A 22,436-nucleotide genomic window follows, 5' to 3' on the forward strand; every position below is an offset into this window, starting at 1 on the left:
TTTTCAGAGCGCCCGTCCGTTACTCGGCGGCGGCCGGGGAGGGAAGGGCGGCGCCGGCCTCCTCTTCGTCCTCTTCCACACCGATGGCGTTCTCCCACTTGGCGACCACCGTGGTGGCGATGCCGTTGCCCAGCACGTTGGTGGCGGTGCGGCCCATGTCGAGGAAGTGGTCGATGCCCATGATCAGCAGCACGCCGGCCTCCGGCAGGTGGAACATCGGCAGTACCGCGGCCACCACCACCAGCGAGGAGCGCGGAACGCCGGCGATGCCCTTGCTCGACACCATCAGCACCAGCAGCATGACGATCTGCTGTTCCAGCGTCAGCGGGATGCCATAGGCCTGGGCGATGAACAGCGACGCGAAGGCCGTGTAGATCATCGAGCCGTCGAGGTTGAAGGAGTAGCCGAGCGGCAGCACGAAGCCGATCACCCGCTCGCGCACGCCGAGCGCTTTCAGCTCTTCCATGACCCGCGGATAGGCGGATTCGCTCGACGCGGTGGAGAAGCCCAGCAGCATCGGCTGGCGCATCGCCTTGACCACGCGGAACACCTCACCCTTCAGCACGACGAAGCCGGCGAAGACCAGCACCGCCCACAGCACAGCCAGCGCCACGTAGAAGCTGCCCATGAACTTGCCGTAGACCAGCAGCACGCCCAGCCCCTGGGTGGTCACCACGTTGGCGACGGCGGCGAAGACGCCGATGGGGGCGAAGCGCATCACATAGTCGGTGACCTTCAGCATCACCGGCACGACCTCTTCGATCGAGCGGGCGAGCAGGCCGGCCTTGGTGTCGCGCAACTGGCCGATGGCGAGGCCGACGAAGACCGAGAAGATCAGGATCTGCAGGATCTCGTTGTTCGCCATCGCCTCGAAGAAGTTGCGCGGGAAGACGTGGGTCAGGAAATCCTTGAGGTTCAGGGCGGAGGTCTTCAGGCCGGCGCTGGCCGCCACGTCGGGCAGCGGCACGCCGACATTGGCGCCCGGATGCAGCAGGTTGGCGAAGATCAGCCCGATGAACAGCGACACGAAGGACGCCATCAGGAACCAGCCCACCGCCTTGCCGCCGATGCGGCCGACGGTGCGGGCGTCGCCCATGCCGGCCATGCCCGCGACCAGGGTGGCGAAGATCAGGGGGGCGATGATCATCTTGATCAGGCGCAGGAAGATGTCCGTCACCATCGCGAAATAGCCCGCGATCTCCTTGGCGGTGGCAGCGTCGAACAGGCTGTTGCAGACATAGCCGGTGACGATGCCCAGCAGCATGGCGACGATGATCAGCGTCGTCTGTTTGTTCATGGTCCTGTTACCTCACCTTGGTCCCGCCCGCCTGTCAGCGTCGGCCGGGTTGCGGTCGATGGGAGCCGGCCCCCTGGCTCTTCCCCAATATCTGGAAAGGAGCCGGAAACGGGGCCGGGTGGCGGAACGGGTCAGCCGGCGGTGGCAAGCAGCCGCGGCTGGGTCAGCACCTCCGGCCGCAGCACCTCGGCCAGGGCGGCGGCGGTCATCAGGCCGCGCGCCTCCACCAGTTCGGCGACACCCTTGCCGGTGCGGTGGGCCTCGGCGGCCACCTCGGTGGCGTTGGCGTAGCCGATGTAGGGGTTCAGCGCGGTGACGATGCCGATGGAGTTGCGCACGCCCGCTTCCAGATGGTCGCGGTTGGCGGTGATGCCGTTGACGCAGCGGTCGGCCAGCACCAGGCAGCCCTGGCGCAGGTGGGTGATGCTCTTGAACAGGCTGTGCGCGATGATCGGCTCGAAGGCGTTCAGCTGGAGCTGACCGGCCTCGGCGGCGAAGGTGACGGTCATGTCGTTGCCGATCACCTCGAAGGCGATCTGGTTGACCACCTCCGGGATCACCGGGTTGACCTTGCCCGGCATGATCGACGAGCCGGCCTGACGCGCCGGCAGGTTGATCTCGCCGAAGCCGGCGCGCGGGCCGCTGGACAGCAGGCGAAGGTCGTTGCAGGTCTTGGACAGCTTCACCGCCACCCGCTTCAGCACGCCCGACAGCTGGACGAAGCTGCCGCAATCCTGCGTCGCCTCGATCAGATTGGGGGCGGTGAGCACGGGCACGCCGCTGATCTCGGCCAGACGGCGGCAGACCAGGGCGGCGTATTGGGGATGGGCGTTGATGCCGGTGCCGATGGCGGTGGCGCCCAGGTTGATCTCGCGGATCAGCAGGGCGGCCTCCTTCAGCCGCTCCTCATCCTCGGCCAGCATGACGGCGTAGGTCGAGAATTCCTGGCCCAGCGTCATCGGGACGGCGTCCTGCAGCTGGGTGCGGCCCATCTTCAGGATGTCGCGGAACTCGTCGGCCTTGCGCTGGAAAGCGGCGCGCAGATGGCCCATCGCCTCCACCAGCCGGAAGATGCCGGTGTAGGTCGCCAGCTTCAGCGCCGTCGGATAGACGTCGTTGGTCGACTGGCTCATATTCACATGTTCGTTGGGGTGCAGGTGGGCGTAGTCGCCCCGGCTGTGGCCCAGGATCTCCAGCGCCAGATTGGCGATCACCTCGTTGGCGTTCATGTTGGTCGAGGTGCCGGCGCCGCCCTGGATCACATCGACGACGAACTGGTCGTGCAGCTTGCCGGCGCGGATCTCGCGGCAGGCGGCGGCGATGGCGTCGGCCCGCTCGGCGTTCAGCAGGCCGAGTTCATGGTTGGCGCGGGATGCTGCCATCTTGATCTCGGCGAGCGCGCGGACCAGATCGGGGTAGTGGGAAATCGGCGTGCCGGTGATCGGGAAATTCTCGACAGCGCGCAGGGTGTGGACGCCGTAATAGGCATCGGCCGGGACTTCGCGGTCGCCCAGCAGGTCGTGTTCGGTGCGCGTTGTGGCAGGCATCGTACGTTTCGCTCCCTTGATTGAGACCGTCCCGTCTGCGCGGGACGCAACCAATCAGGAGCAACCGCCATGCCAGCGCGGGCTGACAGGACGTCGCGGCCTAAGCCATTGATCTTTTTGGATAGGATTGCTGGTCAGAACCGCTGATGTTCGGATTTCCGAACGCGGCCCGCGCTCGGGCGTTCGGAAATCCGAACGGGCCGGGCGGGCTGCCCGCGTCGGATTACTCGCCGAGGCGGCCGGACCAGTCCTCCACCCTGCCGCTCTCCACCCGGCGCCGGGCCAGAGTGCGCCAGCCGGTGGCGAGCGGCTCCAGCTCCGCGATGCCGGCGAGCGTCGGGAGGTCGCCAGTGTCGTGGTAGAAGGCGCGCAGGATGCGGGCCAGCGGCCAGTCGGTCAACGGACGCTCGACCAGAGCGATCCCGTCGCCGGCGGCGACTATGCCCGGCTCCAGCACGCGATAATACCAGCCGGTCCGGCCGGTGGATTGTACCCGCCGCGCCATATCTTTCACGCCGAAGCGATGGTTCAGCTTCCAGCAGGGTTGGCGCCCCTGGCTGACCTGCACCGTCGCCGTGCCGATGCGGAAGATATCGCCGACGCAGACCGTCTCCTCCGTCAGGCCGAGCGTGGAGAGGTTCTCGCCGAAGGCACCGACGGATTCCAGCAGCGGGCAGGAGGCTGGCAGGTCGCCGCGCCATGCCGCGTAATGATCGAAGGGATAATGGTGGATTGCCTTGTCCGGCCCGCCATGGTTGCGACGGTCGGCCTGTTCGTCGCCTTCGAGGCCGGCCGGACCGACGGCGATGGCGGCATCGACCGGATGCTTGCCGATGGCGCTGAGCGTGTCCGGCCGGCCGAACGGGACCGCCTTGCCGGTCAGGACTGCGTTCAGCATGGTGGACTTGGTCATCGGCCCTTCTCCGCTTTCGTGATTGCCGCTTGGCTGAGGCTTTTTTTGCGCGGCCTCCCTTATCGCTGTTCGCCCGGTATCCGCCAACCCATCGCAGCGGCAGGCCAGCAATGCGGGGGTGCCAAGTCATTCCATCCTGCGAATTGAGCCGCAGTCCGAAGGACATTTCTTGCAATCTGCGAGGCAGGAATCCAGTGGGGAGATATCGTTGTGAGGCTAAAATTGTCACCCTTAATATATTATGGAATTAAAAGTCATAAATAATTTCGTCAATCGATGCGAGATAAGCCATTTATATTAAGATAATTCTGAGAAATACGAAAGCATTAAAATATTTTTATGTTTAATATAGAAAAATACCTATTTTCTCTGCCTAGGGAAGTCGTATTTATTCTGTATCGCTCCTGACGGGAACGAATTTCAGCACAGGGGCAGTACCGAAGCACATCGTCCGACAACGTTCGTGACTGAGAATCGCCTCGTTTTAAATAACAGGACTTTAGTGCCGGTTTTGCGGCACCAAAGTGGCATATTTGGTGCAGGCCAGCTTATGTGACGACTACAGGTGCGTGGGGGAATGAGATGACCGGGTTCACAGGTGCGGCCCCTGCGGGCGGGATGCTTGCAAACATCAGGATCGGACGGAAGATCGCAATCGGCTTCGGTGTCGTGCTGCTGATCATGGTTGGACTGGCGGGACGAAGCTATTTGTCTTTCAGCAACATCTCCCATCAGTTCGAAACTTACGATCACGGCGTCTCGGTCATGGACGTGGCTTCCAACATCGAGATGGAAGTGTTGGCCATGCGTGGTGCCGTGCGTGAATTCGCATTGAGCGGCAATGCCAGCCGCGAAGCGATGGCCCGCCAAGCCATGGAGAAGCTGCGCGCGAGTTTCGAGACGGCCTATGGCCTCGTCCGCGATCCTGACCTGAAATCCAGGCTGAATCTCGCCAGGAACCACCTTGGTCAGTATATGGACGGCTTCCAGCGTGTTGCGCCGATGCAGCACGAACTGATGGGGTTGGTGACGGAAACCCTGGATCCGCTGGGACTGGATGCCCGCGTCGAATTGGGGCATATCCGCGATGAAGCTGCAAAGGCCGGCGACGGTGTTGCCGTCGCCCATGCCTGGGAAAGCATCGAAACATTGATGATAGGGCGGCTGTCCGCCAACAAGATGCTGGCCCGGCACGACGACGAGTCCGCCAGGAAGGCCGACGAGGCTTTCGCCGCACTCGCCCGGCTCCTCCAACAGCTGGCTGGCGCAGTCGCCGACCGTCCGTATGCAACGAAGGTGAAGAATCTCCAGGCTATGGTCTTGCGCTACCAAGCCGGCTTTGTGCGGGCGAAGGAACTGAGCAACACCGTCAATGAGCTGATCAACGGTGAGATGACGCAAGCCGGCACGGCCGTCACCGAAGAGGCGGAGGCGATCAGCCGGAATGCCCTGGCGGAGACGGATCGCATTCGCCAATCCACCCTGGACGATATCGCCAACACGGAGATGCTGGTTGTCCTGTTCTCGGCCAGTGGGCTTTTGGCCGGCCTGATCTGCGCCGGCTTGATCAGCCGGGCGATCACCTGGCCGGTGACCGCCATGACCGGCACGATGCGGGAACTGGCCGGCGGCAATCTGGACATCGCCGTCCCCGGCGCCGGACAGAAGGACGAGATCGGCGCCATGGCCGCAGCGGTGACGGTGTTCAAGGAGAATGCGGTCACGGCCCGCCGGCTGGAGGCGGAACAGAAGGCCGAGCAGCAGCGCAAGGAGGCCCGGACGGCGACGGTGGACCGGCTGGTCGCCGAGTTCGAGGGGACCGTCGCCGGCATCCTGCGCACGGTGTCCTCCGCCTCCACCGAACTGGACAGCACCGCGCATCAGATGAACGAGACGGCCGAGCAGACCAACCGGCAGTCGACCGCATCGGCCGGTGCGGCGGAGCAGACCTCCGCCAATGTGCAGACGGTCGCCACCGCCGCCGAGGAAATGGTGGCGTCGCTACAGGAGATCGCGCGGCAGGTCACCCGGTCTTCGTCGATTGCCAACGATGCCGTCTCCCAGTCCGCGCACACCGACGCGACCGTGCAGGGGCTGGCCGATTCCGCCCGGAAAATCAGCGACGTGGTTGCCCTGATCTCCGCCATCGCCGGGCAGACCAACCTGCTGGCCCTGAACGCCACCATCGAGGCGGCTCGCGCCGGCGAGCATGGCAAGGGTTTTGCGGTCGTCGCCGCCGAGGTGAAGAGCCTTGCCCAACAGACCGCCCGTGCCACCGACGAGATCACCGCGCAGATCGGCGCCATTCAGGCCGCCACCGGTGGGGTGGTCGAGGCGATCCGGGTGAATTCCGGCATGATCCGCCAGATGAACGAGATCACCGCCGCCATTGCCTCCGCGGTGGAGGAGCAGAATGCCGCGACCGGGGAGATCACCCGGAGTGTCACCGAAGCCGCGGCCGGGACGGAGGAGGTTGCCCGCAACATCCAGCAGGTGATGGAAGCGACGGGGCACACCGGGGCCGCCGCCTCCCAGGTGCTGAGCGCAGCGGAGGATCTGGCGTACCAGTCGGAAATGCTGCGGGCGAACCTTGAGAGCTTCCTGGCGGACATCCGGGCGGCCTGACCGGGCCTTCCGCAGAAAGCCGGCGGTTGCCCGGAGGCTGGGGTATGATGCAGGATCCGGACACGTCAGCAGCCTTTTGGGAGTTCACCGCCGCCATGCCCGCCTTCGCCGCGAACCTGACGATGATGTTCACGGAGTGGCCGTTCCTCGACCGCTTCGCCGCCGCCGCCGATGCCGGGTTCCGGGCAGTCGAATATCTCTTTCCCTACGAGCATGCGCCGGACGCGGTGGCGCAGCGGCTGGAGCGCAACGGCCTGACCCAGGCGCTGTTCAACATGCCGCCCGGCGACTGGGCGGCCGGCGAGCGCGGGCTGGCCGCCCTGCCGGACCGGTTCGACGAGTTCCGTGCTGCGGTCGCCACGGCGCTGGAGTATGCCGGGGCAACAGGCTGCCGGCGTCTCCACATGATGGCCGGGCTGGCCAAATCCGCCGATTCGGTTGCGCTCGACGCCTACCGGCGGGCCGTCCGCCATGCCGGAGAGGCGCTGGCGGACCGCGGGATCGAGCTGCTGCTGGAGCCGATCAACGGGCGCGACATGCCCGGTTATTTCCTGAACGATTTCGGCCTTGCCGAACGGCTGATCGCCGAGGCCGCGCTGCCCAACGTCCGGCTCCAGTTCGACCTCTACCATCGGCAGATCCTGCATGGCGACGTGACCACGGCGCTGCGCCGGCTGATGCCGCTGGTTGGGCATGTGCAGATCGCCTCCGTCCCGTCGCGCAACGAACCGGACGGCGAGGAGCTGAACTGGCCCTTCCTGTTTGCCGAGTTGGAGCGGCTCGGCTATGGCGGTTTCGTCGGCTGCGAATACCGGCCGCGCGCCGCCACGCTGGACGGGCTCGGCTGGTTCGCCCCGTATCGCGCAGCGGCCCGGTGACGGTCCCGCAAGGCTAGCCCAGCTTGTGCACGAAGTGGTGGCAGGCGATCTGGTAGCGCTTGCCCATATAGACGCGATGGGCGCTGCTGCGCTCCGGACCGACGGCCGAGTCGAGATGCAGCGCCTTGCAGTCCAGCCGTTCGGCCTCCGCCTTCACCCAGTCGAGGATGAGGGCGGCATAGCCGCGGCCGCGATAGTCCGGCAGCGTCGCCATGTCGACGATGTAGAGGGACTTCCCCAGCCACAGCGACTGTTGCAGGCGGAAGCCCACGACACAGGCCACCGGGCCGCCCGGTTCAGGAATGATGCCGACGAGGCGGTAGCCGTTCGGCCGCAGCTCCGTGTCGATGATGCGGGTCATCTCCGCCGCATCGTATTTCGGCCACAGCACCTGCAGGGCCGGCACGGCCGTTTTGGTCTGCCCTTCGGGAATCTCAACAATCTCTGACTGCACGTCGCGTCCTCTCGGTGTCCGCATTCTCATATTTGCTGCGGTCACAGAATGGTGCGTGAGTGAAGCGGGTTGCAAGCCTGGGCTTGAGCTTCGGCTTCCATCGGTTTGGCCGTTGCCGGATTTGCTCGCAATCAGTGAGTGTGGTTGCTCGGGCAATGCCGGGTGGGACCGCCCGGTCAGACGGCGGTGAGCACGATCTTGCCCTGAACATGGCCCTTCGCGGCGCGCTCGTGGGCAAGGCGGGCGTCTGCAAGGGGGAAGACGCTGTCGATGACGACGCGGAGGGTGCCGTTGTCGAGAAGCCCGGCGATTTCCGTCAGTTGCGCGCCGTTGGAGCGGACCTGTGTCGCCGAAACCGTGACGCCCCGCTCCGCTGCCTCGGCCGCGGCGTCGAGGCCCAGCGGGAAGATCGGAAACAGGGCGCCGCCGCGCTTCAGCGTCTTCAGGAACCGGGCGGAGGATGGACCGCCGACCGCATCGACGACGAGGTCGACCCCGCGCACCATCTCCTCGGCCTTGACCTTGGTGTAATCGATGACCTCGTCGGCGCCGAGGTCGCGCAGAAGCGCTGCATGCCGGGTGGAGGCGACGGCGATGACGCGTGCGCCCCGCCATTTCGCAAGCTGAAGCGCCAGATGCCCGACACCGCCGGCGGCCCCGTTGACCAACACGGTCCTGCCGTCGAGCGGCACCGGCCGGTGCTGGTGCGGCTGGAGCGGGTTCGGTTCGTCATGGCCCAGATCGATCAGGAACTGCCATGCGGTCAGCAGCGACATCGGGGCCGCGGCAGCCTGCACATGGCCGATGCCGGCCGGCTTGCGGCCGACATCCGTCGCCGGTGCGGTGACATACTCCGCATAGGCCCGGCTGTCCCCGGCGAGGCCGGCGGGAAACCGGATCATCGCATAGACCTCGTCGCCGGGCGCCGGCGTGCGCACATCGTCGGCGACGGCCTCGACAACGCCGGAAACGTCCGTCCCGACGATGACGGGGAAGGAGACCTTCGGCTGCCATTCGGGCGGAAGCATCCGATAGCCGTCGCGCAGATACCAGTCGGGAGGATTGATGCCGACCGCATGGACGCGGATCAGGACCTCGCCCGGCTTCGGCACCGGCTTCGGCGCGTCTTCGTAAACCAGAACCTCCGGACCGCCGAAGGCGTGCAGCCGGACCGCTTTCATCGTTTCGCTCATCATGGTCTCCTTTCCAGGTGTTCAGGACCGGATGACCATATGGCAGACGGTTTTGGGATTGATAATCGGCCTCGATATCGCTTCACTCATGCCATGAAGGAACAAATCGTCCTGGAGAGCCTGACCGGCCTGATCGCTTTCGCGCGCGCTGGGACATTGGGCAGCTTCACCGCCGCCGCCCATGCGCTGTCGGTCTCGCCTTCGGCCGTCAGCAAGAGCGTGCAGCGGCTGGAACAGCGGCTCGGCGTGTCGTTGTTCACCCGGACGACGCGTTCGCTGACGCTGACGGCGGAGGGGAGGGACCTGCATGAGCGGGCGCTGAGGCTGCTGCGCGACGCGGAGGAGATCGAGCAGGCGGCGATGGCGGCCCGCTCGGAGCCTTCGGGCACGCTGCGGGTCGCGGCATCGCTGCCGATCGGCGTCCATGTCATCGCACCGGCGCTGCCGGCGTTCCGGCGGCTCCACCCGAAGGTGTCGGTCGATCTGCGCCTGAACGACCGGATGGTCGACCTGATCGAAGAGGGGATCGACGTTGCGGTGCGGATCGGCGAGCTTGCGGATTCACGGCTGCTGTCGCGCCGGCTGGCACCGCATCGGCTCTGCTGCTTCGCCTCGCCCGCCTATCTGGCGGCCCGTGGCACGCCGGTGCACCCGGACGGGCTGGATGGGCACGACACCGTCAGCCTGCGCTTCCAGAGCACGGGGCAGACGCTGCGCTGGCCCTTCCGGATCGGCGAGCGTCTGGTCGAGGTCGTGCCACCCTCCGGCATCGTCGTCGATGTAAGCGACGCGCTGGTCGCCGCGCTGGCGGCCGGCGGCGGCATCGGCATCGCCGCCACCTTCATCGCCGCCCCCTATGTGGCGCGCGGCGAACTGGTCCCGGTGCTGTCCGACTTCGCCGTCGAGCGGCACAATATCACAGCTCTCTGGCCGGAAAGCCGCAGGACCAACCCGGCGGTGCGCGCCTTCCTGGCCCTGTTGCAGACGGAGTTTCAGGAGCGGATGACGGCGGTGGCCCGCTTTCCGGCCCGCTTTTCAGAGTGATGACGGCGGCGGGCGTTGACCAGGATGTCGGCGCCGAGCGCAACCGTCAGGGCGACGGCGCCGCACAGGAAGACGGCGGCATAGCTCTGCCCGCTGTGGGCGAAGAGATAGGAGTATCCGTAGCCGCCCAGCGCCTGGAACAGGGCGAAGGCGGTGGTGGCCCGGCTCCAGGCCGCGCGCTGTTCGGTCTGGCTGTGCGGCAGCAGCTCGTGGATGCGGCCCAGCACCAGGGGAACCACGCCCGGCGTCAGGGCGCCGATGATCACCGTGGCAGCGCCGACCACCAGCGGACTGCCGCTGACCGCCAGGGCGGCGACGGACACCGCCTGGAGCAGCAGGGCGACGCGGTAGGCCGCTGCATAACCGACCCGGTCGGCCAGCGATCCGACGGCGACCGGCCCGGCCACCGACGCCACGCCATAGAGGACCCAATAGAAGGCGCCGGTGTCCGCGCCATGGCCCAGCCCGCGGGCGACGTAATCGACCAGCAGCAGCATCACCGGCACCAGCCCGAGGGCGTTCAGCGCATACTCGCCGTAGAGGGTGCGCAGGATCCCTCCCTCATGCTTCGGGGCATGCTCGACCGCCGGGGCGGCAATGCCCTGCGGCGGGGCCGAGGCCGGCCAGCCGAACCAGGACAGGGTGGTCAGCAGCAGCGACAGCCCGCCAAGCCCAAGCCACGTCTCGTGCAGGCCGAGCCGCATCAGCGCCGGCACGGCGGTGCCCGACGCGGCGATGCCAAGCCCGATGCCGAGGAAGATCATGCCGCTGACGAAGCCGCGCCGCGAGGCGGGGATGTGGGGCAGGATGCTGGTCGCGACGAGGACCATGATGGCGCCGCCGGCAAGGCCGGAGACGAAGCGCCAGCCGAAGAACCAGGCCAGCGACAACGGATAGGCGCAGGCGATGAAGGCGAGGGATGTCGCCAGCATCAGCAGTCGCAACAGCGCCCGGTTCGGCAGCAGCCCGGCCAGCGGCCGGCCGAGCAAGGCGCCCGCCAGATAGCCGGCGAAATTCGCCGCCCCCAGCGTCACGGCGTCACCGGCGGAGAACCAGTGAGCCTCGATCAGCGACGGGACCAGCGGGGAGTAGGCGAAGCGTGCCAAGCCGATGGCGACGAGGCTGCCCGCCATGCCGGCGAACGTCGCCATCCAGGCGGAACTGTCGAGGTGATCCTTCGCACCAACGGAGGTCGTGCTCATGGGCGTGCGTCCCTGTTGACGGCGCCGCGGCTGCGGCCCGCCCGGTTGATCGGGAAATCTTGGGAATGGAGGTCGGAGGGTAGGATCAGCTGTCCGGCATCGGCGGCAGGCCGAGGCTGGCGAGGGCGGCGCGGGCCGCCCCCTCCAGCAGGCTGCGTTCGGGGCGGACGCGGGCCAGCACCCGGATGCCCAACAGGCAGGAGAAGAGCAGGCGGGCCGCGTCGTCGGCATCGATGCCGGCGGGGATCTCGCCGCCCTGCCGTCCCTTGACGATGCAGCGGCGGAAGAAATCCTCGATGGTCGCCAGTTCGGTGTTCAGGTAGTCGCGCATCTCAGGATCGGCCGGCGTGACCTCCAGCGCCGAATTGACCAGCAGGCAGCCGCGCCGGCAGCCGTCGCCGAGCGAGCGCTCGATGCTTTCCCGCAGGAAGCCGGCGATGGCCGCGGCCGGGGAGGGTGCCGCCTCGTGACGGGCGATGCGGGCGCGCAGGGAACCGTCCAGGTAATGCTCCAGCGAGCGGCGGAACAGCGCCCGCTTGTCACCGAAGGCGTTGTGCATGCTGGCAAGAGTCATCTGCATGCTCTCCGCCAGTTCGCGGGTGGAGGTCGCCTCAAAGCCCTGGGTCCAGAAGCGGTCCACCGCCGCATCCAGCACCGCCGTCTCGTCGAATTTCCGCGGCCGAGCCATCGCTCCCCCCTCCCGAACCCGTTTTAGATCGTGTGATCTAAAATCGACGTGGCATGGTCCGGGGTCAAGGAGTTTCTGTGGTGCGCAAACGCTGCTCTGCTCTGCGCCCAGCCGTGCCGCCACCGTCTCCGGTGCGTGCCCCTTGCCTGCTTCGAACAAAACCGCTTTCGGCTCTTCCTACTCCAGCGGCTTCAGCTCGCCCAACAGGGTCGGCAGCAGTTCGGCGACGGTGGGGTGGATGTGGACGGCGCGTTGCAGGGTGGGGTAGGGCGCCTTGGCGTACATCATGTCGAGCACGCCGTGGATCGCCTCGTCACCGCCGGGGCCGAGGATGGCGGCGCCGAGGATCTCCTGGCTGTCGGCATCGACGACGATGCGCATGAAGCCCTGGGCCTCGCCCTTTTCCACCGCACGGCCGACACGGGTCATCGCCCGCTGGCCGACCAGCGCCCGCCGGCCGGAGCGGCGGACCGCCTCGTCGGTCATGCCGACGCGCGCCAGCGGCGGATCGGTGTAGAGCGCATAGGCCTGGATGCGGTCGTCAACGCTGCGCGGATCGTCGTCCAGCAGGTTGGCCGCGACGATCTCGAAATCATTGTAGGCGGTGTGGGTGAAGGCGCCCCGCCCGTTGCAGTCGCCCATCGCCCAGATGCCCGGCACATTGGTGCGCAGTTTGTCGTCCACCGTGACGAAGCCGCGGGAATCCGTCACCACGCCGGCACGGTCGAGGCAGAGATCGTCGGTGTTGGGCGTGCGGCCGACGGCCAGCAGCACATGGCTTCCCACCACCGATGGGGTGCCGGACGTGCAGTTCACCCCCACCTCCACCCCGTCGGCATGGCGGGCGAAGCGGATGCAGTTGGCCGACAGCCGGACGGTCACCCCCTCCTTCTCCAGCAACTCCCTGATCGCGTCGGACACGTCGGGGTCCTCGCGGCCGATCAACCGCTCCCCCTTCTCCACCACCGTCACCTTGGCACCGAAGCGGCGGTACATCTGGGCGAACTCGAGGCCGATGTAGCTGCCGCCGACCACCACCAGATGACGGGGCACATGGTCGAGGTCCAGGATCGTGCCGCTGGTCAGCAGGTCGACGTCGCGCACCCCCGGCATATCCGGGATCGTGGCACGGGCGCCGACATTGAGGAAGATGCGCTCGGCGGTCAGCAGCTCATCGCCGACGCGCACGCTGCCCGGCGATTCGAAGCGGGCATGGCCCTGCAACACACGGCAGTTGGGCATGCCGCGCAGCCAGCGTTCGACATTCTGGCGCGAGCGGCCGGAAACCTCGTCCTTGCGCGCCTTGACCCGCGCCATGTCGATGCGCACCGGCCCGTCCAGCACCACACCGAATTCGGCGGCGCGCCGGGCCATCTGGGCGACGCGGGCGCTGGCGATCAGCGTCTTGGTCGGGGTGCAGCCGGTGTTGACGCAGGTGCCGCCGAACAGCTTGCGCTCGACCACCGCCACGCTCATGCCGGCGGCGGTCAGACGTTCGGCGAGCGGCGGTCCGGCCTGGCCGGCTCCGATGATGATGGCGTCGACCATGGCAGGCTCCTGCGGCCGGTTGCGTTCTTCGGGGAAATGGCGTGGGGCAGGATGGTAACGCCGGTGCCGGGCGTCTTCCAAGCAAACCAAGGTATGACTGGCGGCGGATGATCCCTATCGTTCAAGTGATCGTCAGATCGTTCAAGAACCGGACGGTGCCCGCAGGCAATCTCCGGGAGCCGGAACGGCATGGCGAGGGGTTGGAGACTGGCGTATGGGCGGCGCGGACGGCGGTGCGAAGGGCGACGCGGCATGGGGCGGTTCGCCGGCCAGCGGGTAGCCGATGGAGCGCCGTCTCGGTCTTCTGTCGATTCCGCTGGCCCTGGCGGTGTTCTTCGTCGACACCTTCACCGACATCGAAAGCGCCATCGCCGTCCTCTATGTGCTGGTGCTCCTGCTGGCCGCCACTGCCCTGTCGCGGCGGGGCATCCTGCGGGTGGCCGCCGGCTGCGCGCTGCTGGCGGTGCTGTCCTTCTTCCTGTCGCACTGGCAGGACATGGACCTGTCTTCGGTCCTGCGCTGCGGCGTGTCGCTGGCGGCCATCCTGATCACCGGCGCGCTGCTGGTGCGGGACCATGAGTCGCGCGCGCTGCTGTTGCGGGCCAACGCTGCGCTGGCGCGCAGCGAGAAACGCCACCGCGGAATGTTCGAACAGGCGCGGATTTCCCTTTGGGAGCAGGACTTCACCGCGGTGACGGCGGCGCTCGACGCCCTGCGGGCACGCGGGGTGACGGACCTTGCCGCCCATGCGCAGGCCGATCCCGGCTGGGCGCGCGGGATGGGCGCGCTGATCCGCACCACCAACGTCAACGACGCCACCGTGGAACTGCTGGGGGCGGCCGGCCGGCCGGCGGTGCTGGGGCCGCTCGACCGCTATCTGCCGGCCGAGGATCCGGCGATGCTTCAGGTCCTGCTAGCGCTTTGGGAGAAGCGTGACCGCTTCGAAGGGCGGGCGCAGCTGATCGCGGCGGACGGGCGCACCCTGACGGTGCTGCTGGGCATCAGCTTTCCCGACGACGGCGTCGGCTTCGATCAGGTGGTGGTCGGCGTCGTCGATATCACCCAGCGCGAACGCACGCAGGAGGCGCTGCTGGCGGCCCAGGCAGAGCTTGCGCGCGCCGCGCGCGCCGCCACGCTTGGCGCGCTGTCCGCCTCCATCGCCCATGAGCTGAACCAGCCGCTTGGTGCCATCGTGCTGAATGCGCAGGCCTGCCTGCGCTGGCTGCGCCGCGACCGGCCCGACATCGAAACCGCCGCGAAGGCGGCCGACCGCATCGTCCGCGACGGGCGGCGCGCCGCCGACATCGTGCAGCGGACACGCGGCATGCTGGTCAAGGACACCCACTGCGACGAGACCATCGACCTGTCCCAACTGGTGATCGAGGTGGCGCTGCTGCTGGAGCGCGAACTGTCGGGGGCCGGGGCCGTTCTGGTCACCGACTTCGCCTCCGTCCCGCCGGTGCTGGGCAGCCGGGTCGGCTTGCAGCAGGTGCTGGTCAACCTCGTGACCAACGGTCTGCACGCCATGGCGGAGGCGGACAGCCCCCGGCGCGAACTGACCGTCGCCATCGGCAGCCTGGACGGCGGGGCACAGGTCAGGGTTGCCGTGCGCGACCGCGGCAGGGGCATCGACGAGGCCAGCCATGCCCGCCTGTTCGACCCCTTCTTCACCACCCGGCCCGACGGGATGGGGATGGGCCTCGCCATCTGCCGGTCCACCATCGAGTCCTGCGGCGGCACGCTGACCGCCCACAACCATGCGGACGGCGGGGCGGTGTTCGAGTTCACCATACCGGCGGCACCCACGCCGTCCACCGAAGCGCCGGCCGAACGGCTGGCCGCGGCACGAGAGGACTGACCGCCATGGCCCAGAATACCGCCCCGCCGACCGGGTCAGCCAAGGACGATCCGCTGGTTCTGATCGTCGATGACGATGCCGGCATGCGGGAGGCGGTGGTCGACCTTCTGCAATCGGTCGGCATCGAAAGCCGGGCCTTCGGCAGCACCGCGGAGCTGCTGGCGGCGGCGGTCCCCGACCGGCCGGGCTGCCTGATCCTCGACGTGCGGCTTCCTGGACTGGGCGGGCTGGAGTTCCAGACGAGGCTGGACAGCCTGGGCATCGCGCTGCCCATCGTCTTCATGACCGGCTTCGCCGACGTGCCGATGTCGGTCCGGGCGATGAAGGCCGGCGCGACCGATTTCCTCATCAAGCCCTTCCGCGACCAGGACATGCTGGACGCGGTCGATGCCGCGCTTGCCCGCGACCGGTCACGGCGGAGCCAGCGGGCCGCCACGATGACGGTGGAATCGCTGGCGGCGACGCTGACCCCGCGCGAGCGCGAGGTGATGGCGGAGGTGGTCAAGGGCCGGCTGAACAAGCAGATCGCCGGCGACCTCGGCATCAGCGAGGTGACGGTCAAGCTCCACCGCGGCAAGGTGATGCGGAAGATGCAGGTGCGCTCCGTCGCCGACCTCGTCCGCAAGGTGGAGGTGCTCGACCACGAGGAGTGACGGCTACGGTTCGGGCGCGCCGGTCCTGCGTCCGGCCCGGCTGTCCGCCTCTAGACCTAGGTGTGGTATCTGCTACCTGCCCCATCCGGATAGGATGCGTGTGACGCCAGTGACTGGCGTTTTCATTCAGTTCCCGATCCGATCAAGGCATCACGACGTGTCCAACGCACCCCTGATAGCGGTGGTCGATGACGACGAGGCGATCCGCGAGGCGCTGGACGACCTGCTGCGGTCGGTCGGTTTCCGCTGCCGGCCCTTCGTCTCCGCCGAGGATTTCCTAGCGCTGGCCGACCGGACGGGGATTGCCTGCATCATCCTGGACGTGCGCATGCCCGGCCTGTCCGGGCTGGAGTTGCAGGAGCGGCTGAACAAAGAGGGCGGCGGGCATCCGCCGATCCTGTTCATGACCTCCTATGCCGACGAGACCACCCGGCTGCGCGCGCTGGGCGGCGGTGCCTGCGACGTGCTCGGCAAGCCGGTCGACGCCCATGTCCTGATCGCCTCCCTGAACCGCGCCATCGCCGCAGGGTAACGCCAGAGAGCGGCAGCATTCGGCCTCCCGAACGGTTATGTATGCAGCAGGGCCGGTCGGGAGACGGGGCATGGCGGTCGCATCCCACAGAATTGTGGTCGGGCTCAGGACGTGGGCCGCAATCGGAACGAGGACGCCATGAGCTTCCTGACCCGCCTGCTGCTGCTCGTGACGCTGGCCCTGGTGCCGATCTGCGCGCTGGAGGTCTGGAACCAGATCGACCTGCGCCGCCAGCGCTCCGATGAGATCCACGAGCATGCGCAGCAACTGCTCAGCCTGCTGGGCGGCGAGCAGCAGCGGCTGGTCGAAGGCGTGCGGCAGATGCTGGAACTGCTGGCGGAAACCACGTCGGCGCAGACCCTCGACGCGACGGGATGCCAGGCGCTTCTGACGCGCACGGCCATGCGGATCCCGGATTACCTGACGATCAACCTGACCGGCGAGGACGGGGTCATTCTCTGTTCCACCGACCCGCTTCTGCGCGGGCGGGCCATTGCCGACCGGATGCATGTCCGCTCCGCCCTGGAAAGCGGCGGCTTTACCGTCGGCGAGTTCATCCGGCAGCGGCACAGCGGCAAGCCGGCGATGCCGTTCGGCCTGCCGATCCGCCGCACCGGTGAGGACGGCCGGACCATCGGCGTGGTCACGGCGCTGATCGATCTTGGCTGGCTTGAACGCTACCTCTCCGAACACCCGCTTCCCGACAATGCCGCGCTGATGATCGCCGACGGCAACGGCATCGTACTGGCCCATGCCCCTGCGAGGCCGGGGGCCGTCGGCACTGCGCTGCCGCCGCGCTTCCGTCCTCTGCTTGATGCCGATGCGGTCGGGACCGCCCAGTTGATGGGGATCGACGGGGTGGAGCGGGTGTTCGCCTATGTTCCGCTGTCGGCCGGGGTCCGGCACATCTTCGTCGCGGTCGGCATCGACCATGACGCGGCGATGAGCGGCATCGACGCCGCGCTGACGCGGTCGCTGGTGTGGATTGCCGCTACGCTGCTGCTCGGCCTGCTGGCGGCGTTCCTGATCGCCAGGCGGCACATCTATCGGCCGGTCGCGGCACTGATCTCGGCGACCGAGCGCTGGCGTGCCGGCGACCGCTCCGCTCACGTTGGTGCGGTGGACGGGCCGGAGATGAGCCGGCTGGGGCTGGCCTTCGATGGGCTGGTCGAGGATCTCGGCCGGCAGATGCAGGCCAAGGAGGAAGCGTCCACCGCGCTGCGGGCCAGCGAGGAGCGCTCGCGTGCGCTGGTGGAGAACGCCCCGCACATGATGTGGGTGAACCGGCCCGATGGCACGCTGGAATATGTCAATGCCGCGTTCCGGGCCTACACCGGCCGAATGACGAACGAAGAGAACCGGATGGGGGATCTGCATCCGGAGGACGTCGAGCGCATCCAGGCGGTTCGGAGAGCGGCCATCGCCGCCGGTGCGGCGCATGCGTACGAACTGCGCCTGCGCCGGGCCGACGGAGCCTACAGATGGCACCTCAGCCGGACCCACCCGATCCACCATGGCGGACGCATCGTCGCGTGGTTCGGCGGGGCCGTCGACATCCACGACATCCATCGCGCCCGCGACGCGGCGGAGGAGGCCGGACGGTCCAAAAGCCGCTTCCTTGCCGCCGCCAGCCACGATCTGCGCCAGCCGATGCAGTCGATCCTGCTGTTCGCCGAGGTGCTCCGCCCGCATCTGGGCGACGGCCCCGGTCTCGATGCACTCGGGCGCCTCCAGCACGGGCTCGAAATCCTCAAAGGGCTGCTGGACGGCCTGCTCGACATCTCCCGGCTCGACGCCGGCATCGTGGCGCCGCAGTTCGAGGAGTTCCGTATCTCGGACCTGTTGAGGAGCCTGGACGACGCCTATGCCCCGGTCGCACAGGAAAAGGGCCTGGACTGGCGGGTTCAGCCCTGCCATGCCGCCATCCGCAGCGATCGGGTCCTGCTCGGCCGCATGCTGCGCAATCTGGTGGAGAACGCCATCCGCTACACCGACAGCGGCGGCATTTCGGTCGACTGCAATGTGGCGGCCGACCATCTGCTGATCGGTGTCCACGACACCGGCCGCGGCATCCCGGCCGACCAGATCGACCGGGTGTTCGAGGAACTCTATCAGGTCGAAAACCCTGAACGCGACCGCAACCAGGGCCTGGGCCTTGGGCTCGCCATCGTCCGCCGCCTGTCCGACCTGCTGGACCATCCCGTCACCGTAAGTTCGGATCCCGGCCAGGGCTCGCTGTTCAGCATCGCGGTGCCGCTGGCGGCAGAAGCTTCTGCCCCTGCCCCGTTATCCGGGGAGACGGTCCCTGTGGAAATGGCACCGGCACCGCCGGAGCGGGAGGGGCGGCGGCTGGCGGTGGTGGTGGACGACGACCCCATCGTGCTGGCCGGGATGGAAAGCCTGCTGCACGCATGGAAATTCGATGTGATCACTGCGGATTCGACCGACATCGCGGTGGAGCGCTTGACGCTGGACGGCCGCCGGCCGGACATCCTCGTCGTCGATTACCGCCTGCGGGACAAGCGCATCGGAACGGAGGCGATCCTCCGCATCTGGGACATGCACGATGCGGACATCCCCGGCCTGATCGTCACCGGGGAAATCGGCACGGAGCCGCAGAACGACGCGCTCACCCATGGCTTCGACCTGCTGCACAAGCCGGTCACTCCCCGCAGCCTCGCCGCGGCACTCGGCCGCCGTCTGGCGGCGGCGGAAGGGGACGTCCGCATCCCGGTCGCCGATACCGCCGAACCGCCTTCGGCCACCCTGTGACCCACACCAATTTTTAAGCCGCGCCCAAGCTCCGGCGGAACATTTCCGCTGCACCGTGTTTGTCTGAAGACATGGACCTTAAGGAGCAGTTGGTGCCCACGCCCATCCCGACCGAGAAACTTCAGACCGGAATTCCCGAATTCGATTTGGTTTTGCGCGGCGGGCTGCCGCGCGGTCGAATACATCTTCTGGAGGGCGCCCCCGGCACCGGCAAGACCACCATTGCCTTGCAGCTTCTGATCCAGACGCGCGACGACGGCAGGAAGGGGCTGTACATCACCCTGTCGGAGAGCGCCAAGGAGCTGGAAGCGACCGCCACCAGTCATGGCTGGTCGCTCGACGGCTTTGCGGTCTTCGACATCGTGCCCATCGAGGCGCAGCTGGATCGCCAGCAGAGCGTCCTCTACCCGTCGGAGGTGGAGCTTGGCGAGACCGTGCGTCTGATCATCGAGCGGATCGAGCAGGAAAATCCGGAAGTGCTGGTGATCGACACGGTGTCGGAACTGCGGCTGCTTGCCCAGGACCAGCTCGGCTACCGCCGTCAGATCCTGGCCCTGAAGCAGTTTCTGCAAGGGCGCCGCTGCACCACCCTGATCCTCGACGACCTGACCCATCAGGACGGCGCCAGCGATCTGCACAGCCTCGCTCACAGCGTGATCGTGCTGGAGCAGATCGAGCGCACCTATGGTGCCGCGCGGCGGCGGCTGCGCATCGCCAAGATGCGGGCGGCGGAGTACCAGAGCGGCTGGCATGATTTCGCCATTACGAAGACCAATGTCCTGGTCTTCCCCAGCCTGATCGCCGAAGAGCACAAAAGCGATTTCGAACAGACCGGGATGGAAAGCGGCCTGCCCACCCTGGACGAATTGATGGGCGGCGGACTGACGCACGGCACCACGACGATGCTGGTGGGGCCATCGGGGGTCGGCAAATCCTCGATTGCGCTCCAGTACGTCACCGCCGCGGTCAAGCGTGGCGAGCATGCGGCATATTTTTCGTTCGACGAGACTTTCAAGACGCTGCAACTGCGCAGCATCGCACTCGGCATCGACATCGAAGAGGCAGTGGAAAAGAACCGTGTCGGCTGGCACCGGGCCAATCCGTCGCGCTTGTCGCCCGGCCAGTTCGTTTGGCAGGTGCGTCGCGAGGTTGAGGACCGCAACGCCGGCATCGTGGTGATCGACAGCCTGAACTCCTATCTCAGCACCATGCCGGAAGAGAAGGCGCTCTCGCTTCAGATGCATGAGCTGCTGACGTACCTGAACAACAAGGGCGTGGTGACCATCCTGATCCTGGCCCAGCAGGGCATCATCGGCGACGTGCAGAACCCCATCGATCTGTCCTTCATGAGCGACACCGTTGTCCTGCTGCGCTTCTTCGAGGCCGGGGGAGAGGTGCGCAAGGCAATTTCGGTGGTGAAGAAGCGCACCGGTGTCCATGAACTGTCGATCCGCGAATTCCGGCTGTTCCCGGATGGGATGCAGGTCGGGCCGCAGCTGATGGATTTCCGTGGCGTGCTGACGGGCGTGCCGGAATATGACGGTTCGGCGGAACCTCTGCTCCGCACCTCGTCCGAGACCGGGTGATCGATGCCGATGCGCGGGTCCATCCTTGTCCTGGCCCCTGAAGGGCGGGATGCCGAAGTGATCGGTTCGGTCCTGGCGGAAATCGGTCTGGCGACGCAGCCCTGTACCGATTTGCCCGAGCTTTGCCGCAGCCTTGGCGACGATGTCGGGGCGTTGATGCTTTCCGAAGGTGTGCTGACCGACATCGACCCGCTGACCGCATGGCTGGAGGCGCAGCCGCGCTGGTCGGACCTGCCCATCGTGATCCTGACGTCGCGGCGCAGCCGGCAGGCCGGGCGGGGCAGGCAGGCGTTCTTCCAGTCGCTCGGCAATGTCACGCTGCTGGACCGGCCGCTGCACCGCGAGGCGTTGCAAAGTGCGGCCCAGGCGGCGCTGCGCAGCAGGGAACGCCAGTACCGGACCCGCAGCCATCTTCAGGAGATCACCCAGGCGTCGAGCCGGTTGGAGGAGCGTGTCGCCGAGCGGACGCAGGCCCTGCAAGCCGAAATGGCCGACCGCCGGCGGGCGGAGGAGCAGCTGCATCAGGCGCAGAAGATGGAGGCGCTGGGGCAGTTGACCGGCGGCGTGGCGCATGACTTCAACAATCTGCTCCAGGGCATCGTCAGCTGCCTTGCCGTTCTGGCCCCCACCGTGCCCGACGGCACCCCGCGCGAGCTCTTCGAGGCGGCCAACCGCTCCATCGAGCGCGGTGCGCGGCTGACCCAGTCGCTGCTGTCCTTCGCACGGCGCCAGACGTTGATGCCGGAGCCGACCGATCTCGGCGACCTGCTCACCGGCATGAGTTCCCTGCTGGAGCGCTCCCTGGGCGGGCAGATCAGCGTCACGATCGAGGTGCCGCCCGGACTTCCGGCGGCGCTGATCGACCGGGCACAGCTCGAATCCGCCATCCTGAATCTTGCGATCAACGCCCGCGATGCCATGCCAGGCGGCGGGCGGCTGTCGCTGACCGCTTCCGTTGCTGAAATCGGCGATGGAGAAACGGGCAGTTCCGTGGCCGGGCCGGCGGAATTGCGGCCCGGGACCTATGTGGCGATCCGGGTGGCGGATACCGGCACCGGCATCGACCCGTCGGTGTTGCCGCATGTGTTCGAACCCTTCTTCACCACCAAGCCGCTCGACAAGGGGTCGGGGCTGGGGCTGTCGATGGTCCAGGGCATGGCGACCCAGTCCGGCGGCGGCGTCCACATCGACAGCAGCCTCGGCGGCGGAACCGCGATCACCCTCTATTTGCCGAGCGTGCGAGCCGTCGCCGACTGGCCGGCACGGACGGCTGCCGAAGTCGAGCGCGGCGAAGGCCGCACCGTCCTGCTGGTGGAGGACGACGCCATCGTGCGGATGGGGACGATGGCGCTGCTGGAAAGCCAGGGCCATCACGTTATCGAGGCGGACAGCGGGGAAACTGCCCTGGCCCTGCTGCAAGAGGGTGCGGAGATCGACGCCCTGGTCACCGACTTTGCCATGCCCGGCATGAACGGGGCCGAGGTGGTGCGCACTGTGCGGACCCTGCGCCCCGGATTGCCGGCGCTGATCGTCACCGGCTATGCGGACACGCCTGATCTGGGCGAGGCCGTGCGCCTGCTGCGCAAGCCCTTCTCGCCGAACCAGATCGCCGAGCAGCTGGCGGCCATGCTGGCGGAGTGACGGCT

Annotated in this window: 17 protein-coding genes; 9 read left to right on the top strand and 8 right to left on the bottom strand. The window is 67.3% G+C overall.

What is annotated here, in order from left to right; genetic code table 11:
• Positions 1 to 19 precede the first annotated feature (19 nt).
• From ABNQ39_RS28025 to ABNQ39_RS28035, 3 genes are all read right to left on the bottom strand, one after another.
• Positions 20 to 1,297, bottom strand: coding sequence for a dicarboxylate/amino acid:cation symporter (locus tag ABNQ39_RS28025; RefSeq protein WP_376964697.1), 1,278 nt, complete (start codon positions 1,295 to 1,297; stop codon positions 20 to 22).
• A gap of 131 nt (positions 1,298 to 1,428) precedes the next feature.
• Positions 1,429 to 2,844 (bottom strand): aspartate ammonia-lyase, encoded by a 1,416-nt coding sequence (gene aspA, locus ABNQ39_RS28030; RefSeq protein ID WP_376964699.1) that lies wholly within the window; start codon positions 2,842 to 2,844, stop codon positions 1,429 to 1,431.
• Between the two features lie 223 nt (positions 2,845 to 3,067).
• A complete protein-coding gene (locus ABNQ39_RS28035; RefSeq protein ID WP_376964701.1) occupies positions 3,068 to 3,757 on the bottom strand; it encodes an MOSC domain-containing protein in 690 nt (229 codons plus the stop codon).
• Positions 3,758 to 4,339: 582 nt separating this feature from the next.
• Between ABNQ39_RS28035 and ABNQ39_RS28040 the strand changes: the two genes are divergently transcribed.
• Positions 4,340 to 6,382 (top strand): HAMP domain-containing methyl-accepting chemotaxis protein, encoded by a 2,043-nt coding sequence (locus ABNQ39_RS28040; RefSeq protein ID WP_376964703.1) that lies wholly within the window; start codon positions 4,340 to 4,342, stop codon positions 6,380 to 6,382.
• 44 nt (positions 6,383 to 6,426) lie between these two features.
• Positions 6,427 to 7,260, top strand: a complete 834-nt coding sequence (gene otnI / locus ABNQ39_RS28045) for a 2-oxo-tetronate isomerase (RefSeq protein WP_428846419.1) — start codon at positions 6,427 to 6,429, stop codon at positions 7,258 to 7,260.
• 13 nt (positions 7,261 to 7,273) lie between these two features.
• Here the strand turns inward: otnI and ABNQ39_RS28050 are convergent, their stop codons facing one another.
• Positions 7,274 to 7,714 carry a GNAT family N-acetyltransferase gene (locus ABNQ39_RS28050; protein WP_376964705.1) on the bottom strand — a complete coding sequence of 147 codons (441 nt, stop codon included), beginning with the start codon at positions 7,712 to 7,714 and terminating at the stop codon, positions 7,274 to 7,276.
• A 176-nt stretch (positions 7,715 to 7,890) separates the two neighbouring features.
• Positions 7,891 to 8,910: an NADP-dependent oxidoreductase gene (locus ABNQ39_RS28055; RefSeq protein ID WP_376964707.1), complete on the bottom strand. Its 1,020-nt coding sequence runs from the start codon at positions 8,908 to 8,910 to the stop codon at positions 7,891 to 7,893.
• A 90-nt stretch (positions 8,911 to 9,000) separates the two neighbouring features.
• Between ABNQ39_RS28055 and ABNQ39_RS28060 the strand changes: the two genes are divergently transcribed.
• Positions 9,001 to 9,951, top strand: coding sequence for a LysR family transcriptional regulator (locus tag ABNQ39_RS28060; RefSeq protein WP_376964709.1), 951 nt, complete (start codon positions 9,001 to 9,003; stop codon positions 9,949 to 9,951).
• Here ABNQ39_RS28060 and ABNQ39_RS28065 read toward each other — a convergent pair.
• The 3 genes from ABNQ39_RS28065 to ABNQ39_RS28075 form a co-directional block, all read right to left on the bottom strand.
• Positions 9,900 to 11,153 (bottom strand): YbfB/YjiJ family MFS transporter, encoded by a 1,254-nt coding sequence (locus ABNQ39_RS28065; RefSeq protein ID WP_376964711.1) that lies wholly within the window; start codon positions 11,151 to 11,153, stop codon positions 9,900 to 9,902. The genes ABNQ39_RS28060 and ABNQ39_RS28065 overlap by 52 nt on opposite strands.
• Positions 11,154 to 11,238: 85 nt before the next feature.
• Positions 11,239 to 11,841, bottom strand: coding sequence for a TetR/AcrR family transcriptional regulator (locus ABNQ39_RS28070; protein ID WP_376964713.1), 603 nt, complete (start codon positions 11,839 to 11,841; stop codon positions 11,239 to 11,241).
• 177 nt (positions 11,842 to 12,018) lie between these two features.
• The gene (locus ABNQ39_RS28075) at positions 12,019 to 13,389 is read right to left on the bottom strand and encodes an FAD-containing oxidoreductase (protein ID WP_376964715.1); all 1,371 of its coding nucleotides are present in this window, start codon (positions 13,387 to 13,389) and stop codon (positions 12,019 to 12,021) included.
• Positions 13,390 to 13,672: 283 nt separating this feature from the next.
• Between ABNQ39_RS28075 and ABNQ39_RS28080 the strand changes: the two genes are divergently transcribed.
• The 6 genes from ABNQ39_RS28080 (at position 13,673) to ABNQ39_RS28105 (ending at position 22,431) form a co-directional block, all read left to right on the top strand.
• Positions 13,673 to 15,247: a sensor histidine kinase gene (locus tag ABNQ39_RS28080; RefSeq protein WP_376964717.1), complete on the top strand. Its 1,575-nt coding sequence runs from the start codon at positions 13,673 to 13,675 to the stop codon at positions 15,245 to 15,247.
• Between the two features lie 5 nt (positions 15,248 to 15,252).
• On the top strand, positions 15,253 to 15,900 hold the full coding sequence (locus tag ABNQ39_RS28085; RefSeq protein ID WP_376964719.1) for a response regulator transcription factor: 648 nt from the start codon (positions 15,253 to 15,255) through the stop codon (positions 15,898 to 15,900).
• Between the two features lie 157 nt (positions 15,901 to 16,057).
• The gene (locus tag ABNQ39_RS28090; protein ID WP_161958098.1) at positions 16,058 to 16,432 is read left to right on the top strand and encodes a response regulator transcription factor; all 375 of its coding nucleotides are present in this window, start codon (positions 16,058 to 16,060) and stop codon (positions 16,430 to 16,432) included.
• Between the two features lie 138 nt (positions 16,433 to 16,570).
• Complete coding sequence (locus ABNQ39_RS28095) at positions 16,571 to 19,204, top strand: hybrid sensor histidine kinase/response regulator (protein WP_376964721.1); 2,634 nt, start codon at positions 16,571 to 16,573, stop codon at positions 19,202 to 19,204.
• A gap of 92 nt (positions 19,205 to 19,296) precedes the next feature.
• Complete coding sequence (locus ABNQ39_RS28100; protein ID WP_376964723.1) at positions 19,297 to 20,790, top strand: ATPase domain-containing protein; 1,494 nt, start codon at positions 19,297 to 19,299, stop codon at positions 20,788 to 20,790.
• A 9-nt stretch (positions 20,791 to 20,799) separates the two neighbouring features.
• On the top strand, positions 20,800 to 22,431 hold the full coding sequence (locus ABNQ39_RS28105; RefSeq protein ID WP_376964725.1) for a response regulator: 1,632 nt from the start codon (positions 20,800 to 20,802) through the stop codon (positions 22,429 to 22,431).
• Positions 22,432 to 22,436 lie beyond the last annotated feature (5 nt).

The organism is Azospirillum sp. A26 (assembly GCF_042604635.1).
In the GTDB taxonomy this organism is placed as follows: domain Bacteria; phylum Pseudomonadota; class Alphaproteobacteria; order Azospirillales; family Azospirillaceae; genus Azospirillum; species Azospirillum palustre.